This is a genomic window from Methanocalculus chunghsingensis (assembly GCF_018132105.1).
Classification (GTDB): domain Archaea; phylum Halobacteriota; class Methanomicrobia; order Methanomicrobiales; family Methanocorpusculaceae; genus Methanocalculus; species Methanocalculus chunghsingensis.
Genome location: NZ_JWHL01000003.1, coordinates 205,105 through 223,123, shown reverse-complemented (window position 1 = coordinate 223,123; position 18,019 = coordinate 205,105). Strand labels below are relative to the sequence as shown.

The window sequence follows — 18,019 nt, the reverse complement described above, 5'->3', positions numbered from 1 at the left end:
ATGAAAGAGAATAGAAAAGGAACAATATCACATTTCAGAAGTCTTTTTGAAGAAATCATGAAGTGCCACTTCAAGTTCCCGAAGTGAGACCGGTTTCTGGAGAATCTGAATGATATCTTTCTTATATGGAGCTATCTCTTCATCACGAATATATTTTGCAGTAAAGAGCATCACAGGAAGTTTCGATAATCCTTCTTTCTTCAGTTCATCAAGAAACTGCCACCCGTCAATTGGTGTCATCATAAGATCGAGAAGAATGAGATCAGGTTTCTTCTCTTTGATGGCGGCGAGCGCATCCCAGCCATTATGTATAGTAATTGCACTATACCCAATTTTTTTTAAAAGGAGTCCCATTACCGTAAGGTTTGGGATATCGTCATCAACCACCATCACCGTCTTCGTCATATCTCTATCTCCATAGGTATCCGAACTGTAAATATACTTCCCTCTCCAGGGGTACTTTCAACTATGATCTCACCGCCGTGAAGATGAACATACCGTTGGGCTATCGGAAGGCCGAGACCCAGCCTGTCATATTTCCTGTTGTTTTTATCGAGATCAGCAATGTTGAAGGGCCTGAAGATCTGATCCAGTACAGATCCATCTATACCCACTCCATTATCAATTATTCGGATAAGATGGTTATTCGCTTCGGTCTCATATACCACCCTGACGATCCTTGGAGATTCATTATATTGAATTGCATTTGAGATAAGACTGTGAAAAACCTGATAGAGCAGATTTGCATCAGCATGGATGATAACCGATGATGAAACCGCATTAATAATATCTCCTTTCGTTCGATATCCAAAACCCTCAATCAAATCCTCCAGAAGGGAATGTAATAGTATCTCCTCACACACCGGTGTTATCTTTCCGGAATCGACAACAGATAATTCTATCATACGATCGATTATCCGCCGTTCCTGATCAACATTCTTCTGAATGAGCCCAAGGAGATGGATCACCTCTTCAGTGAGACCAAATCCATCCGGATCGGAGAGGAGAAGACCGATATATCCCACAACCGGCTGAAGCGGGGTTCGGAGTTCATGGGAAGCAACAGTTACAAAGTCAGATCTCCGTTCGATTTCACTTCTGAGAGCATCTTCAAGGATTTTATGCTGTGAAATATCAATCAGTATCCCAAGTTCCTCATGGCCTTCCCCACAGAGTAACCCCCGGAAATACATCTCTCCCAGGCGATCTGAACCATCTTTGTTTGTATATACAATTTCTTCCGGAGATTGGGCAGAGTGCAGGCCTGAAGAGAGAGAGAAGATATCAGTTACCTCTCTTCCAACCAGCTCCTCTTCGGAATGTCCGGTCATTCGGCAGAATGAGGGGTTAACATAACCGAAAAGACCATCTTTGCAGGTAAAGATACCAACGGGCATCTGGCTGACGAGCTGACGATAGTTCGTCTCCTGCTCTTGTATCAATTCTATCATCCTCCTCTCATCGGTAATGTCAAGTACTGAGAGGAGACGATGGCTATTACCAGGAAGAACCGACGTCAGAAGGATACAATCGCGTTCCTCTCCCATCGAATCAAGGATCTTCACCTCATACTCTTCATGTGAAGAATCTGAATCTCTCTTACAAAGACAATCCATCATAATTGTCCGATCCCTCTCTGGAAAGATCATCTCAAAGATTGATCCTCCCAAAAGATCCTCCTTCTGATATCCCGTTAGTACGCAGAATTCATCATTCACTGACGTGATGATGCTGTCTTCATCAAGGATGAGGATGCCTGATCCGGCATTCTCAAAGACAACCCGGTGAAATGCCTCTGATTCCCTCCAGATCTGCTCTGCATGTCTCCTCTCAGTGATATCATGTATGATGACTGTTGCAGTCCCTGAATTCTGTACTGTCTTAATCGGATTTATCGAAATATCGTACCAGTACGTAAGACCGGAGATTTCATACGAGATCTCTTTTCGTATTGCTTTCTTCTCAACGAAGATTTCCTGATGATTATGAAGATCAGAGAGGAATGAGATAAAGGGATAGATCACCTCGATCTTCTTACCGATTACATCAAAAGAAACACCATCTATCCTGAGTTTCTGCTCTGCAACAGAGTTGGCAAGGAGGAGATGGTGTTCACGATCGATGACAAGCACCGGATCATCCATCGCATTAAGTGTCTCCTTATATGCCACTTCTGCATGCTTTCTCATCGCTTCAGCCTGTTTGAGCGGCGTGATGTCAACTGATGAGATAACGATAGACTCATCATCCAGAACAGACCCGGAGAGGCGAACATGTCGCTTTGTACCATCCCTGTGAATCAGAATCTCTTCGCGATCCGAGACTTTCCGCGTTGCCTCGATCTCGTCGATGAGAGCATCCGCGGCCAACTGATCCTGCCAGAGGGAGCGCATCGGCCGCCCATTGAGAGAGTGGGGGATGTAATCCAAAAGAGAGACACAGAGGGGATTGATATCAACAATCTTTCTCGAACGTCTGTCCACGATCCAGTTGCAGGATTCGGCATGTTCGATGACCCCTGCATACAGACCGGCCCTCTTCCGGACCTGTTCTGAAACTGTGGCTGCTACAAGGCCGAAAGCAACAAAGAGAATAAAATTTACTGTTGATGCATAGATGATCGCAACATCATCCCGGGCAAGCGAATAGACGAGTCCAAAGTATCCAAGGGCAAGAGCAACAGCAACAATTGTCTCCCGCCTTGGAAAGAACAGGGTCGCATAGAGGATGGGGATAAAGAAAAGAGCAGGATAGACATCAGTGATCCCATGCTGCACCCCATGATAGGTAATGAGATATGCAGTTATGGTAAGTGCAGAAAAGACCCAGATCCTTATAAAAAGGGTTGAACGTTCACCCTTTCCATAGAAGGAAAGGAGTCTCTGCTCTGCCATCATTAATTAATACTTCCTCCTGCAATAAATAAATTATCTTTTGCAATTTCAGAAGATTTATCGCTCTTTTGAAATTTGATGAAGAATGAGAGAACCGATGATACGGAGTTTCCCCCCTTCAAGATAATGGAGAACCAGACGATCGCCTGGAAGATACACGAGTTGTTTATCCAGACTGATACGGAGATGTGGACGCCGGAAGTCATCTCCATTTATGACCGATGTCACCTTACCGGAGACGAACTGCATCCAGTGCCCTGAATAGACGACCATACCTTCTCGGAGAGCAGATGGCCAGTACTTCACAAGCTCGGCATCACTCTCGATCTCATCAGTAACCTGGATACCGGGATCTGTTGTCAGAACAAAACCCCGATCCAGATCATCAGAATCGATGTTTTTCAATGCAAGCCCGACACGATCCCCACGTACAGCATATGTATAATCATCATCATGCTTCTGGATTGAACGGAGGAGGGCAGTCTTCTCTTCAGGCAGAACCTTCAGCTGATCATGTTTCCGGATACAGCCTTCAACAACAGCACCAAGAACAACGGTCCCGATACCTTTTACATTGAAGTGATGATCAATCGTCATCGTTCCATAAGGCATAGACCCTGCCGGAGGCTCCTCTGATACAACCCGGGCAGCCTGCTCAAGAAGAGCCTCTTTGAGATCAATCCAGTTCTCCTCCATAAAACGATAGTTTTCAAGAACAGTCCCTTTGAGAAGGGGCATCACCTGATCCTGACCGAGATAATTTCTCAGAATAATATAACCATCCCGGATACCGGCTGAATCGAGCATCAGAATACACTCCCCAAGGGCAGGAGTTATCTCATCAATAACAACAAGAGCAGCACCCGCCATTGAGACAGAGAAGTAGAGTGATGCAAGACGTTCAGGGTATCGCGTCGGTTCAATAAACGTGACCGTATCAGAACCGCGTTTAAGATTATAAAATGTTATATCCGAGGAAGTACCCGGCTTCCCGATTTCACGCAGGATATCAGGGGGGGCGATTGCAGCAACGGTCAGATTACCCATACCCTCATATATCAACCGCAAGGCACTAAAAACCCTGCTCGACTGGGATCAAAACGAGAGGATATAAGACTACAAACCTCCAGACGGTTCTATCATGCGACCATACATCATCATTAACGCCGCAATGAGCGCAGACGGAAAGCTCTCTACACGGGAGCGGCGGCAGGTCCGCATCTCAGGATCCGATGACTTCGCCCGCGTGGACCGGATGCGTGCAGAGAGTGATGCAATCCTCGTCGGTATCGGAACAGTACATGCCGATGACCCGTCTCTGACCGTCAAGTCACCCGAACTGAGATCTGCCCGGCGAAGAGAAGGGAGACCGGAGAACCCGATTCGCATCGTCCTTGATTCGCATGCGGAGACACCCCTCAGCGCCGATATTCTGGTGAAAGGAGAGGGAGAGAGGATCATTGTTGTTGCAGAAGATGCTGACCTGAGGAAGATCAGGGCTCTTGGAGAGCATGCAATGATCATCAGCTGCGGAAAGGGCCGGGTTGATCTGCCATGCCTGCTGCAGAAACTATCAGAGTCGGGAATAGAGAGACTGATGATCGAAGGCGGTGGGACCGTGATATGGTCGTTTCTCAGTGAAGGGCTCTTTGATGAGCTGAACACCTATATCGGTTCATGCGTCATTGGTGGGGCTATGGCGCCGACCCTTGCAGATGGCGAGGGGTTCATTGATGAGTCACAATTTCCAAGACTTCTTCTTCAGGAGGTTCAGAGAATCGATGACGGACTTCTTATCCGTTGGAAGAGAAAGATGGAGGAATGATTGTCCACCACCTCATAAAAGGGAGGATCACAACCGGCTTCTATACTCAAAGAGACCGTCGTTGATGACAACAACCTCCCCTGTATTATAGAGAGCGGTCACTTTGACCCGATCTGTACCCCGTGTCCCGGTAAATGTGACAGAATCGCCCATTCTTGGCCGAGACATCGATTTTTCCTCAATCCGGCCATCTGAGGCGTACATTGTTGCATCAATACGAACAATAGCGCTCATCCCCCTCCCTCCATTGAATGTTACATAGATATCAGTCTTGAGGGGGTCCCGGGATACCGTGGCCTCCACCTCCTGGCCTGGTGGCATCGTTCCAAGAGGACCCGGAGTCAGCATATCTTCAGAGGGATCGGGCTCAGTTGAAACAGGTGTTGTATCAGGAGTCGGAGTGATGCCTCCGTTTGAATCCGGAGATTCCACACAACCTGCGGTCAGGAGTGTGGCGGTGATGATCGCGATGATCATCAGGGAGAGTATCTGCTTCATATGCCATCATTGGAAGATCGCCTATATTATCCTTTCGCTTTATCAATATATTTTTGAAAGTATACTACACAGCAATACAGATCAATCCCGTCTCCTTCATTACCAAAATGATCCAATAACAAAGCACGGACATCTCGGTTATCATCCTTATTCTCGTGCTGGGGGGGATTGCATGTCGCCAGATCGGGGGGATGCGGCTTCCTATCTGGGGTATGATGCTAGCCGGAGCGGGAGCGGTACTTATCACCGGGAGTATCACTCTCACCGAAGCAATCCATGCAGTCAATATCGAGATCATCATCTTTCTCTTCTCTGTCTTCCTCATCGGATCAGCCATGGAAGGGAGCGGATATCTTGGGTATCTCGCACGAATCATCTTCTCCAGGGCAGGAACACCAGGCCAGCTCATCTCCCTCTTTATCCTGACGATGGGGGGCTTCTCTGCTCTCCTGATGAATGACACACTTGCTATCATCGGCACCCCCATCGCTCTTGCCCTTGCACGAACCTGTGAAATACCGGATAGGATATTCCTCCTCGCACTTGCAGGAGCTATAACAACAGGGAGTATTATAAGCCCGATCGGCAACCCACAGAATCTTCTTATCGCGATTGGATCAGGAATGGAGAACCCCTTTCTGACCTTTATAGAAGTACTCCTTGTTCCGACAGTACTCTCAGGAATCATCCTTTACGCGATAATAAGAAGAATGACCCCACCTCTTCCCTCTGTACTGCCACCGGTTCTTCCTGAGGCAGGGATCAGGGATCAGAGACTTGCTCTTCTCTGCAGAGCATCCCTGGGCATTCTTATCGGATTGATCATACTCCGGATCATATGCATGGCAACAGGCTACCCGCCAATGCTCACCCTCTCGACGATTGCGGCAATTTCAGCGGCCCCGATTCTCCCCTCTCCGAACCGCTTCGCCATCATCAGGAGTGTTGATTACCGGACACTCCTCTTCTTCGTGGGCCTCTTCATCCTGATGGAGGCGGTATGGATTGGGGGCACATTCCCCGGACTCATCCCTTCCCAGCTGATTTTATCGATCCCATGGCTGATCGGTGGTGGCATCCTCCTCAGCCAGATCATCTCAAATGTGCCTTTTGTTGCACTCCTTATCCCCTCCCTGATAGAAGCGGGCTCTTCCGAAACGGTCTTTCTTGCCCTCGCCGCCGGAAGCACCATCGGAGGCAACCTGACACTACTCGGTGCGGCAAGCAACATCATCATCATCCAGAACGCTGAGCGGCGTGGAGCAACGATCAGCTTCGTCGAATTTCTCAGGTTCGGAGTACCGGTGACAATCCTGCAAGGCGCTGTATTCATCGGATGGTTCGCTCTTATCGCCTAACCCAAGCCTTTTCACGGAAAAGATCCTTCAATTGTTATCGGAGAGAAATAATGAAACTCAAATGGGAGACAAAACTTGGTATCGTGCTCATATCCATCACCATCATCATCTATGGAACCAAGTTCCTCATAATCGGTGATGCAGGGGAGAGTAATACCCTCACCTACATCTTCAATGCACTTGGATTTCTTCCAATTAATGTCCTTCTGGTTACGATAATACTCAACCAGCTCCTTGCAGTTCGATCACGAAGAGAACGCCTCCAGAAGATGAATATGGTTATCGGAGTCTTTTTCTCTGAGATCGGATCACATCTCCTGAAGATCCTCTCAGATGCTGATCCCGACCTTGATACTATCCGGGGAGATCTTCTTATTCGTGACTCATGGACAGACCGGGAGTTTGATACGATCATCGCAACCCTGAAAGGATTCCGGCAGACCATTCAGATTGGGAGGATCAACCTCATCGAACTGCATACCATGTTAGCAGGACACCGGGATTTCCTCCTCCGTCTTTTGGAAAACCCGGTTCTTCTCGAACATGCCACGTTCACCGAGAGCCTCAGGGCGGTATTTCATCTCTCCGAGGAACTGGAGAGCCGGGGAGATCTGAGTGCTCTCCCGGATTCTGACCTCGCCCATCTTGCTACCGATCTCCGTCGGGTATACGATCTTCTCACCCCGGAATGGGTCGAGTACATGCGATATCAGAAAACCCATTATCCCTACCTCTTCTCACTGGCAATGCGGAAAAATCCCTTCGATGATAATGCCAGCCCGATTATCCAACAGGAGAAAGGTATATAGCCTTGAAAATATAATTGCGGGTATCGGGAGTACCCCGACGATGAGAGGTGAAAAAAATGTCTGAAATATATAAAAAAATGATAAATGAGGCGATGGGCGCCCAGCGTGCAGATGTCGAGACGATAAAAAAGAAGAGGGGGACGCAGTTCACCCTGACCGATGCACAGCCATATGTGGATGCAGTAAAAAAGATGACGGTCGCATCCGGCCAGAGTGCGGCAGTCATTGACCTGCACAAGACCTCAGTCACATCACATTTCGATGCACTGAACAAACTCACAAAGACGATCCGGCCTGAGGATGATCCCTTCGTTGAACATTATCAGACACCGGTCGTCCTTGAGATCCTCTGTGATCAGGACAAGAAGTTCGAAAAGAGCCTTGATACATTCGTCAAACAGATCGGAAAGTCCGAGGCACTTATCGGACGGGAGTCTGCCCGAAGGTATGCAGGCTTCTATGGACCAACCTGTGTCGTCGACTTCGCCCTTATCCCGGGCAGTACAAGCAATGTTGTCAACCAGATTCTGAAAACAACAGATATTCCAACAGATCACAAACAGACGATCCTTGCTGCGAAATCCTGGGGAATGAACACCAGCTATGGTGTTGGTGAGGTCTTTGCAACAAGGATTGAAGCAGGCGACACCCTGACTGAAGCCGCCGAGAAAGAGGTGAAACAACTTCAGGCGATCTATGAGAGCCCGGTCAAAGCCCAGGCTGAGCTGATGGACGGGGCAGGCCACACCTCATTTGATGTCAGGAAGTACATGGAGGATTATCGCCGCATGATTGAGCCTGCGGTAAAAGCAGCTATCGATGATGGTGTTCATTACGGAAACATAGCAACCATCCCTGCCTATTGTGTCGGAGATATCGCCCATCACATCGCCCAGTCGACCTTCAACATGTGTAAGGACGATGTCATCATGGCGACGATTGAGGCGGTCACCGAGGTGATGCAGAAGACTCTGGATGCAAATGTCGATAAAATGAAGAGCGAGTATGATATCCTCTCTGTTGTGACCGGGGCATCAGCCTCTGCAACAGAATATATCCTTGAGCTTGACGGATTCAACGCCCCGATGATCGTGGATCTTCTGACGAAGCGGTTCCACAACCTGGTTCAGCTCAACCCCACACGGGGGGCAGCTGCAGAGCTGCACAACTGTGACTTCATGGATATGATCTACCGCGGATGGAAGATCATCGACAGGGCACGGAGGGCAAAAGCAGGATCGAGTGGACAGCTCGCCCCGAAGGTCGCAGGATGTACAATCGATCTCTCTCCAATCCATGAGAATGAGGTGCTGATGAATCCGCAATGGTATGCATACCCGGCATGTGCCATCACCGTCAGGGCATCTGCCCTGATGCGCCTCTCCGACTATCCATGCCTCCTGACGAGCGAGCCGGTCACAGCGACGATGATGACAAACATTATCGCTCTTCACAAGGAGACGGCGGCAGCTCCGGTTCGTGCATGCAAGGACTGTGCAGCCGCATGCCTCGTCGACTTCAGGCACCAGTACTGTGAGTACAAGGATGCAGTATAAAGGAGGTGAACGGATATGAAATGCTATATCTGCGCAGAAGAGGGGAAAGATAGTGATGCAGTAGCAATCTGCATCGTCTGCGGGATGGGGGTCTGCAAACACCATGCTATCAGGGAGGAGATTGAGAAGTGGGAAGGGGGATATCCCTTCCCCGCAAAGAAGGTGAAGACAAACATCCCGAGAATTCTCTGCCCACCCTGCCATAACGCACTCACATCCTGAGGAGATGATGCTATGATCTCATTAGCCAAACGATGTGTCGCTGAGATCGTCGGGACCTTCCTCCTTGTCTTTTTTGGAGCGGGAGCAGCTGCCATAACCCTGATGCTCGCAAAAGGGGAGGCACCCCTCAACGATTTCAATATCGGGATAGGATACCTCGGAGGTCTGGGAGACTGGCTCGCCATCGGTCTTGCCTTCGGTCTTGCCATCGCCGCTGCCATCTATGCGCTTGGGAGGGTATCCGGAGCCCATATCAATCCGGCGGTGACGATCGCACTCTGGGCATCAAAACGGTTCCCGACTGCTGAAGTTGTGCCCTATATTATCGCCCAGTTGATCGGAGCAGCCCTTGCAAGTACCCTCTTCTTCGCATGTGCCGGCCCTGATGCCGTCCTCGTTGGAGGGCTCGGCGCAACCGCTCCATTCCCTGGTATCTCCTATGGCCAGGCTATTCTCGTTGAGGCGATTGGAACATTCCTCCTGATGCTCGCCATCATGGGGGTTGCCGTTGACAAACTGGCACCCGAAGGATTTGCCGGTCTTATCATCGGGCTGACGGTCGCCGGTATCATCACCACCACCGGTAATATCGCTGGTTCATCCCTCAATCCGGCCCGTACATTCGGTCCATATATTGGTAATACCCTCTTTGGTGGAGGGAATCTCTGGGAGTTCTTCCCGATCTATATCATAGGTCCAATCGTGGGGGCACTGGTCGCAGTCTTCCTCTACGACTGGCTGACCTCTGAATAATCCCTTTTTTTCCGAACCAACATCCTTTTTGATTCTGCGATCAACCATGAAGCGATAGACCATGGCAGATGTTATTCTGATCAATGCAAGCCCCCGTTCAGGGGGGAATACTGAACAGGTACTCGAAGAATGCAGCAAAGCTCTCCATGCCGGAGGATGCAGCACCCGGGTGATCAGCCTCCGTGGAAAGCAGATACAGTCCTGCATCGCCTGCTATACCTGTAAGAAGACCGGCAAATGTGCTATCGATGACGGAGTGAATGAGATGATCGATGAGATCCGGCAGGCTGACGGACTGATCATCGGATCCCCCGTCTACTTCGGAACCGCACGCGGAGATCTGATGTCGGCAATCCAGAGGATAGGGATGGTATCACGGGGATCCGATCAGTTCCTCTCGCGGATGGTCGGCGGACCAGTCGCGGTGGCACGGAGAGGGGGACACACCGCCACCATCCAGGAACTACTGATGTTCTATCTCATCAACGATATGATCGTCTGTGGCTCAACCTACTGGAATATTGTCTTTGGAAAGGAGCCTGGTGAAGTGCAGCAGGATACAGAAGGTCTCGATACTATCCGGCGATTTGGAGAGAATGTCGCGTATTGTATCAATCAAGTAAAAAAGTGAGAAGTTTTCAGACCGCATGGAAACAGGTGCATTTCACCACATCCGCATAGTAGGCCTTGCAACAGGAGAGTGCCCCACTCTCTTTTACAATTGAGGTTCCACAATATTTCAGCTGAACACGCGCTGATGTCCGTTCACGTTCCTCAAAGTGATGACCATGAGAGTACTCTATCACCCGTTTCATCGAAATCGAAACTGCCTGGACCGTAAGAATGAGCCCTGAGTCTCCGGGAGAGAGGTCTTCTGCGGCGATACTTGTCAGAAAGATATGATCACCCGGATTCACTTCCGAGAGGGTAATAATATTATGGGCACTCTGAAGTTCTATGGTACGTGGTTTGCCAAGTTTGAGATCCGCGATTACCTGAGGGGATATCCCTGTTAATGCTGCTACCATCATGATGATTCACCCATACATTGGAAGATTTTCTTTCTTCTGCGGTCCAGCCTCAGCACTCTGAACCTCCTCTGCAAGCCGTTGCATCGTCGCTTCAATCTCTTCTGCCTGTTCAAGGAGAGGTGACGTATCGATTCCAAATGAATAGAGTTGGTTAAGAACTTCAATTGCTGAGATGGCGGCCCGGGGATCAGGGTTGTTCACCGTCTCACCAAGAAGACCCATGCAGGGGATCTTTCGAAGTTTACACTCTGTCAGAAGGCTAGATGCAATCCCTGAGATGCTTCCCATCGGAAGAATAATCGTATGGTCTTCAAGACGATCAACCGAATCCTGATCACTCGCCACGCCAAATACCCTCTTCTCCGGTTCGTTTGTGATAATACCAGCTACAGTAACGATCTCTTTGACATCATAGTCTCCAAGCCAGTCAAGGATGCCGTTTGCGACCTCATAACAGATCATCGGATGGATCGGAATATCTGCAACAAAGGCAACAAAGGTATCTTTCTCATAGATCCGAACCGCGGCATTGACGACCCCTTTATGCATCATCGACATCGGGGGAAAGAAACGACTTGTTATATCACCGATATGGGTAAAATCCATCTGCTCGACGAGGTATTGAAGGGCAATACTCCCGACAAGACCAGATCCTGGAAAGCCCATCATCACAACAGATCCCTTCTCACTGAGATCCTGTGATATGATCTTCAAATCACTCGTATCTCTGGACATTAAAATTACATACAACCCCACCCTATAATAATACTATGCAAGAATACCCGGTCAAAAGAGGCCAGACGAAAGACCTCGAAGAGCGACTGATCAAAGGCTTTGTTGATATCTTCGGAGTTGAGGCAGAAGAGAAGGACGGACACTATTCTATCGCCTATGGCGCAATCAAGCGGCTCGAGGTATGGCCTGGTGAAAAGGGGAAGACGGTATTTGTCGATACAGAATCGGACATTAACGCATCAGATGATCTGATCCTCGATTCAAATAAGAAATTCAGAGTGTACCTGGACCTCATCACAGGCTTTTCAACAAAGGAGCGGGTGAAGAGGGCAAAGCCAAAAGAATGAAAAAATTTATTCAATTATAATAGCCGGTTTGAAGGGAAGCGCCATTCCTGCTTTTGCATGCGTGCTCTCTTCTGCCGGAACAATCTCAAATGCAACCTTAAACTCTTCCTCAAGGAACGAAAGGGCCTGAGTAAAGATAGCCAGCTCATCCGGGGGATTTGATACAATCTCTGTAACGAGCTGGGGTGGAAGGCTGTGGATCAGCTTCGTCACCTGATTGACGGCATTGACCGCCTCTTTTCCAAGGCTTCGCATCGATTCATCCTTCATCAGCTCTTTTGTCACCACACGGCGGTCTTCAGCAGTCGCAACCACATTGAAGACATCATACTTCCATGAAGGGGCGAGACAGAGAGTCACCTTTGATGGCGTCATCGGGATGATCCGGATGATCGATTCAATATCCTCGACCGTCCGCATGATCAGATCCTCCGCCTGCTCAACGGCCGGGTTCAGAAGAGCTGCATCAGGCAGAGGCCATTCTGCATACGATACAAGTCCTTCATGACCGAGATCACCCCATAATTTCTCACAGGTGAAAGGAATGATTGGAGCAAGGAGCCTTACCCATGCATCAGCCACCTGCCGCATCACCGCACCTCCATCGGATCCGGCAGGCAGCCTCCTCCGATACCACTTTAAGTCAGACTCGATCCCGAAGTACGCTTCCTGGAGAGCCTGACGGGTCTGGAAGAGTTCAAGAGCCGTGGTCGTCTGTACAATTCGCCGCTGAAGACGTGATGCAAGCCAGGAGTCAACCCCTGTCTCTCCTGCTGATAGTACACCATCCTGTACATAGGAGGTGAGCCGCTCAATCTGTTTCCGGGTCGATGAGACGAGTTCATTTCTCCAGTCGAAGTCCTGCCATGGTTCTGCTGAGCCGACGAGGAACATACGGACGGTATCTGCCCCAAACTCATCGGCCGCATCCTCAAGGAGGAAGACATTGCCTTTGCTGGAGGACATCTTTGCTCCATTGAGGAGCCCCATTCCAAAGACAACCATCCCCTCTGGTTGAAGATCATCAGGGAAGATGGCACGGTGATGGAAGAGCTGGAAAGTGAGGTGATTTGAGATGAGATCCTTTGCCGAGAAACGGTAGTTGTAGGGGTACCAGTACAGGAACTCGGATCTGAGCGAGTCAAGGAGCTGACGATCAACCCCCTTCGGATCACCCTTGCCAAGGAAGATATAATCAAAGACATCGGGGGTGAGAGACTCCGGAGGAATATCACTGATACGGTGTGCGATGGTGTAGTATGCCATATAGACCGTCGAGTCCGAAAGGGGCTCAAAGAGCCAGTTTGAGTCCCAGGGAACTCGCGTTCCCAGCCCGACACGACGGGTGCATGCCCAGTCCTTCAGCCAGTCGACGGTACGGTCAAATTCGGCACGCACCTCCGGGGGAACAAGGGAGAGCGAACTGATCTGATCATGAACCTGTTGCTTCCATATTGGATCGCTGTAGGTCAGGAACCATTGATCATCAAGGATTCTGACATATGCCCTGCTTCCGCAACGGCAGATAACCGGTTGGGTATCAAAGTCAAAGAACCGGATCGATCCATAGTCCCGTTCCATAACGTCCCCAAGATCATCACGGGCAACACGAACCGGCTTACCTTCATGCTCTCCGCAGAGGGGGAGGAGTTTGCCGCGTGTAAACTCTGCCCCATACACCTCCTGCGTCACTTCATCCATCTTCGGATCAAGCTGATCATGGATTCCTGCTCGTTCAACCGCTTCCTGTGCAGGAACTGCACCATATCCATCCACCGAAATAAGAGGGATCGGAACAATATCCGTATACTCCCCTTTCTGCTGGAGATCACGAAGAGCGATGTAATCGTAGGGTGCATGCGCAGGAACACTCATCACAACCCCGGACCCCATATCGGGATCAACGAAGGGCGCAGGGAGGATTTGTACCTTCCCTGAGAGCGGGTGGGAGACCATCGATCCAACAAGATCCGCCCCATTGATCTCATCAATAATTGAGACGGTATGCTTCTGCATCGAGAGTTTTTCAGCAGCCTCACGGGAGACGAGCCAGACAACACCATCGATCTCAGCCTTCACGTACCGGACATCCGGGTTAATCCAGAGGTTTGTCACACCAAAGATCGTCTCCGGACGGAGTGTGGCGCATGGGATCAAAAAACCGTCAGCTTGGAAGTTGACAAAGATAAATTTCACAACTTCCGCCCGATCACCTTCGAGAAGGTCATGGTCCCCGACGGGGTTTTCACACTGTGGACAATATTTGACAGGATGAGCGCCCCTGACGACACGCTCCTGAGCATAGAGATGGCTATACTGCCATTCGATAAATTTAGAATATTGGGGAATGATTGTCGTAAACCGTCGTCGCCAGTCGATCGAGAGGCCAAGACGCCGCATCACCCGTTCATATTCATCAGAGAAATGCTCAACAATCGCAAGCGGATCTGAGAATCTGGCAAGAACATCCTCCGGAACTTTATAGAGATCACGATACAGGGTTATTGTCTTCTCATCCCCCCGTGCAATCCGTTTTGAGATCCCGATGACCGGAGATCCCGTAACATGAAACGCCATCGGATAAAGGACCTGTTTCCCCCGCATCCTCCAGAAGCGTGCGATAACGTCTGGGACAATATACGTCCTTCCATGGCCGACATGCATCGCGCCACTTGGATACGGGTATGCAACGGTGATATAGTACTTCTCCTTCTCAGATGGATCGGATTCAAACGCCCTCTTCCATGCTCCGGCCACTTCTGCCTCGGCCATTTGTATTGTATCTTCAGTCACGATAAGCTCCCCTTCACAATTAATCAACAGGACGAACCTTGATATCTTCTCCCTCCTCAAACCGCCTGATCATCTCCTGGGCGATTGAGTTATTTCGTGCAAGGAGGATCTCTCCACTCTCCTCAACAGTTCCGGTAAAGAGATACTCCTTCCCGGAGAAGACATCGACAATTTTGCCTCCATGTTCGGGACAGAGCAGGGCAAGCTGTTTTTTATCCGTCCGGATCTGAATACTCCGTTCAGATGATGCACTTTTCAACGGCATCTCTTCAACAATATCTTCATCAGCATGGCCAAGTTCTGATCGGGATCTGATGTCGATGCCAACACCGACTTTATTGACAATCCCGGAGATGTTCTTGCCACCTTTGCCGATCGCAGCAGGAATATCCTGATCATCGATGAAGACGGTCGCTTTGGTATCCGAGATCATCCGGACATCGACGAATCCTTCGGTGAACCTGCCGATCTCTTTCTGAATCTCTTTTTCAATCACTTTCCAGTGAGGAGGGATCTGCGGTTGTGATGGTGCTATATTATTCTCCGGTTCTTCCAGTGCTGGTTCCTCAGAATTCGTTGGTCCTGCAGAGATGACGATCGTCTCCCCGGAAAAGCGGAAGATCTCAACGACCGGGGTTCCGTCTGCACTATTGCTGATCGTCACGAGAGGCGATGGAGGCATCTCAACACCGAGATCGGTAAGGCCTGTTGGGCGATCGATTGAAAAATCAATGGTAAATACCTGTTCAATCTCTCCATCTGAGACAAAGATGATCGATGAGATGACCTGGGGGAGGAGGCAGTAGTCTATCCTTCCGATGAGACGCTGGACGGCATCCTGTACCCTCTGCGCATGTATCACACCGACCATACCAATCCCGGAGAGCTGAAGATCGGCAAAGATAGAGAAGTCCTCAGCCTTCCTGATCTCATCAAAAACCACGAAGTCCGGACGGACGAGCATCAGAAGGTCTGCTGTTGCCTCCATACTCCCTTCCAGGGAGGTATACTGGGTGATATGATCAGGAACCTGGAGATCACGGGGAGCTTCCATCGTCTTGACGACAAAATCACGATCCGCAAGGAAGATTGCAATACTTTGCGCGAGGGTTGACTTCCCTGAACCCGGTGGACCGATGATGAGTGTGCCGCATCGATCACTCACCAGGCCCTGCTTGATCTCTTCTGCGCGGTCATAATCGTCGAGAGAGACATGGGCGATGGGTCTGACCGCCGATATCTCCATTCCATCTGAGAAGGGGCGGCGTGTGATGGAGATTCTGAGGGAGCCGATCTGAACCACGGTAACGCCACGCTTCTCTATCTCGATAAAACCATCCGGATCGCGTTTTGCGCGTTCCAGAATCTCCTGTGCAAGTCGGCGCAACTCATATTCGCTCATCGGGGCATCGCGTATTGGCACCAGACGCATCTCCTTGAGACGGCCTTTCTTGGCATATGGAGAGACCCGCTCTTTGAGATAGACTGCGATGGTATTCTCATCAAAGAAGTTATCAATCAGAAGAGGGGTGAAGTTCTCCTGCTGTGGTTTGAGATAAATGACCTCAAGTCCTCGTGCCCGTGCGACTTCGGCCTGAACAACATCGGAGGTGACAAAGGTGGCATCATATTCTATTGCGGCGTTTCGTATCATTGCATCAATCTCACCACCACTGGAGAGCTTCACCTGATCGAGACGGGGGCGTTCTCCGACAAATTTTAACTCAAGGAGTCCTTCATCGCGCATCCTACAGAGTTCCTGAATCTCTGTGAGACCTGAAAAGCCAATTTCACGGCCATGATTTGCCTGCGCCTCAAGTTCTGCAAATACCGCTTCAGGGATGATTATTGTAGGGTTTTTGCATTCTCCGTTGTGTATCATTGTAGTTATGCGTCCATCGATGACGACGCTTGTATCGGGTACCAGTTTCATAAAAAATCTACCATAAGGTACGTGTCATTCATCGTTATTATTTGTACACTTTTTCAGGGTCAACGATCCTCTCGAGGAGGAGATCCCCATTAATAGATCGATAAAAACATGACCGATATCCCATATGGCACGCAGCACCGGACTGTGTGACAATATAGAGGAGGGTATCAGCATCACAATCAACCCGGATCTCATGAACCTGCTGAAGATGGCCACTCTCCTCACCTTTTTTCCAGATCTTCCGCCTGCTCCGGCTGTAATAGTGGGCAGATCCGGTGCTACGAGTCAGCTCTACAGCCTCCTCATTCGCCCATGCAACCATCAGAACTACCTGCGTCTCCTTATCCTGGACAATCACCGGAATGAGGCCATTTTCATAGTGTAAATCGATCATCACCCTACACTCCAATAAGAAGGGTGATCAAAGTAAAGAGGATATCCCCGATGAAGAACGAGACAAAGAGTCCTGCGGTGATCGGGATGAAGAAAGGGACACCATATGATATCCAGACAGATCCTGCCTTCGCATAGAGCTTTCGTTCACGTAAGAACGCCTCGGGATGCTCTCTGAGATCACGCGTGTACACCCGATCATCGCCTGCCATGCGACGGACTGCTTCTGAAAACGGCATGAATCGTCGCCTGATCCCATCCTCAGTCTCCTCAAAATCCTCAATCACAAAGCCAAAAACAGTCGTGAGCTTCTCTGCGGGAACCGGGTATCCGATGAAACGGTGCAGCAGGGGCGCCCGATTGCCCCGGAGCGTATTGTAGAGAAAGATGACGGGCGGAATGCAGAGGTTGAGAATCAGAGCGTTTGCAAGCACGCTGAAGACGAAGAGAGGTATCGGGGAATAGCCAAGAAGTGGTTCGATGGGAAATATCGGGATGAGAAGTGCGATGAAGATGAGACCCCAGGCGTCTGCACCACCAAAGAGTCCGAAGTATGCGATTGCATACATCATGGTGCAGAAAATGAGCGTTGTGATAAAAAGCATCAGAAACCAGGCCGGATCTCCCATGAGGAGGAGATAGTACACCCATGCTGCGAACGGGGCAGAGACAAGAATCATCGGGTACCATGTCCGGAAAGGCACCCTCCGATCACGGATATCAAGGACCGAGCCATAGACAAAGGTTGCTGCAACTGCGATGAACGCAATGATCAGGGGAGGGATCATGGAGAATGATATCTGACTAATACATTATATATAGCATGGCATTGTATCCCTTCTAAATTATAAGGACGATCAAGAAAGGGAAAG

The 18,019-nt window shown here is 49.6% G+C and carries 18 protein-coding genes; 8 read left to right on the top strand and 10 right to left on the bottom strand.

Annotated features, from left to right (window positions below):
- Window positions 1-27: 27 nt before the first annotated feature.
- From RJ53_RS03980 to RJ53_RS03970, 3 genes are read right to left on the bottom strand one after another with little or no spacing between them, the layout of a single operon-like run.
- Window positions 28-405 carry a response regulator gene (locus RJ53_RS03980; protein WP_246495967.1) on the bottom strand — a complete coding sequence of 126 codons (378 nt, stop codon included), beginning with the start codon at window positions 403-405 and terminating at the stop codon, window positions 28-30.
- Complete coding sequence (locus tag RJ53_RS03975; RefSeq protein WP_211530321.1) at window positions 402-2,897, bottom strand: PAS domain-containing sensor histidine kinase; 2,496 nt, start codon at window positions 2,895-2,897, stop codon at window positions 402-404. Before RJ53_RS03975 ends, RJ53_RS03980 begins: the two co-directional genes overlap by 4 nt.
- A 54-nt stretch (window positions 2,898-2,951) precedes the next feature.
- Window positions 2,952-3,941, bottom strand: coding sequence for an EF-Tu/IF-2/RF-3 family GTPase (locus RJ53_RS03970; RefSeq protein ID WP_211530320.1), 990 nt, complete (start codon window positions 3,939-3,941; stop codon window positions 2,952-2,954).
- A 94-nt stretch (window positions 3,942-4,035) separates the two neighbouring features.
- Between RJ53_RS03970 and RJ53_RS03965 the strand changes: the two genes are divergently transcribed.
- Window positions 4,036-4,719 carry a 2,5-diamino-6-(ribosylamino)-4(3H)-pyrimidinone 5'-phosphate reductase gene (locus RJ53_RS03965; protein WP_211530319.1) on the top strand — a complete coding sequence of 228 codons (684 nt, stop codon included), beginning with the start codon at window positions 4,036-4,038 and terminating at the stop codon, window positions 4,717-4,719.
- Window positions 4,720-4,746: 27 nt separating this feature from the next.
- Here RJ53_RS03965 and RJ53_RS03960 read toward each other — a convergent pair whose 3' ends face one another.
- Window positions 4,747-5,217, bottom strand: coding sequence for a hypothetical protein (locus RJ53_RS03960; RefSeq protein WP_211530318.1), 471 nt, complete (start codon window positions 5,215-5,217; stop codon window positions 4,747-4,749).
- Between the two features lie 191 nt (window positions 5,218-5,408).
- Here RJ53_RS03960 and RJ53_RS03955 point away from each other — a divergent pair, with 191 nt between their 5' ends.
- From RJ53_RS03955 to RJ53_RS03930, 6 genes are all read left to right on the top strand, one after another.
- Window positions 5,409-6,575: an SLC13 family permease gene (locus RJ53_RS03955; protein ID WP_281412419.1), complete on the top strand. Its 1,167-nt coding sequence runs from the start codon at window positions 5,409-5,411 to the stop codon at window positions 6,573-6,575.
- Window positions 6,576-6,625: 50 nt separating this feature from the next.
- Window positions 6,626-7,384, top strand: a complete 759-nt coding sequence (locus RJ53_RS03950; protein ID WP_211530316.1) for a hypothetical protein — start codon at window positions 6,626-6,628, stop codon at window positions 7,382-7,384.
- A gap of 56 nt (window positions 7,385-7,440) precedes the next feature.
- Window positions 7,441-8,940, top strand: a complete 1,500-nt coding sequence (locus RJ53_RS03945; protein ID WP_211530315.1) for a DUF2193 domain-containing protein — start codon at window positions 7,441-7,443, stop codon at window positions 8,938-8,940.
- Between the two features lie 15 nt (window positions 8,941-8,955).
- Window positions 8,956-9,162: a DUF2180 family protein gene (locus RJ53_RS03940; protein ID WP_211530314.1), complete on the top strand. Its 207-nt coding sequence runs from the start codon at window positions 8,956-8,958 to the stop codon at window positions 9,160-9,162.
- A gap of 12 nt (window positions 9,163-9,174) precedes the next feature.
- On the top strand, window positions 9,175-9,915 hold the full coding sequence (locus RJ53_RS03935; RefSeq protein WP_211530313.1) for an MIP/aquaporin family protein: 741 nt from the start codon (window positions 9,175-9,177) through the stop codon (window positions 9,913-9,915).
- A gap of 61 nt (window positions 9,916-9,976) precedes the next feature.
- Complete coding sequence (locus RJ53_RS03930) at window positions 9,977-10,546, top strand: flavodoxin family protein (RefSeq protein WP_211530312.1); 570 nt, start codon at window positions 9,977-9,979, stop codon at window positions 10,544-10,546.
- Between the two features lie 7 nt (window positions 10,547-10,553).
- On the opposite strand, the gene RJ53_RS03925 is transcribed toward RJ53_RS03930, so the two are convergent.
- Both RJ53_RS03925 and RJ53_RS03920 read right to left on the bottom strand, forming a co-directional pair.
- The gene (locus RJ53_RS03925) at window positions 10,554-10,946 is read right to left on the bottom strand and encodes a DUF473 domain-containing protein (protein WP_211530311.1); all 393 of its coding nucleotides are present in this window, start codon (window positions 10,944-10,946) and stop codon (window positions 10,554-10,556) included.
- Between the two features lie 6 nt (window positions 10,947-10,952).
- Window positions 10,953-11,681, bottom strand: coding sequence for a proteasome assembly chaperone family protein (locus RJ53_RS03920; RefSeq protein WP_211530310.1), 729 nt, complete (start codon window positions 11,679-11,681; stop codon window positions 10,953-10,955).
- Window positions 11,682-11,716: 35 nt separating this feature from the next.
- Here RJ53_RS03920 and RJ53_RS03915 point away from each other — a divergent pair, with 35 nt between their 5' ends.
- The gene (locus tag RJ53_RS03915) at window positions 11,717-12,028 is read left to right on the top strand and encodes a DUF5611 family protein (RefSeq protein ID WP_211530309.1); all 312 of its coding nucleotides are present in this window, start codon (window positions 11,717-11,719) and stop codon (window positions 12,026-12,028) included.
- Between the two features lie 6 nt (window positions 12,029-12,034).
- On the opposite strand, the gene leuS is transcribed toward RJ53_RS03915, so the two are convergent.
- From leuS to RJ53_RS03895, 4 genes are read right to left on the bottom strand one after another with little or no spacing between them, the layout of a single operon-like run.
- A complete protein-coding gene (gene leuS, locus RJ53_RS03910; protein WP_211530334.1) occupies window positions 12,035-14,800 on the bottom strand; it encodes a leucine--tRNA ligase in 2,766 nt (921 codons plus the stop codon).
- A 40-nt stretch (window positions 14,801-14,840) separates the two neighbouring features.
- Window positions 14,841-16,754: a PINc/VapC family ATPase gene (locus RJ53_RS03905; RefSeq protein WP_211530308.1), complete on the bottom strand. Its 1,914-nt coding sequence runs from the start codon at window positions 16,752-16,754 to the stop codon at window positions 14,841-14,843.
- Between the two features lie 37 nt (window positions 16,755-16,791).
- Window positions 16,792-17,145, bottom strand: coding sequence for a phosphoribosyl-AMP cyclohydrolase (gene hisI / locus RJ53_RS03900; protein ID WP_211530333.1), 354 nt, complete (start codon window positions 17,143-17,145; stop codon window positions 16,792-16,794).
- A 7-nt stretch (window positions 17,146-17,152) separates the two neighbouring features.
- Complete coding sequence (locus RJ53_RS03895) at window positions 17,153-17,935, bottom strand: A24 family peptidase C-terminal domain-containing protein (RefSeq protein WP_211530307.1); 783 nt, start codon at window positions 17,933-17,935, stop codon at window positions 17,153-17,155.
- Window positions 17,936-18,019 lie beyond the last annotated feature (84 nt).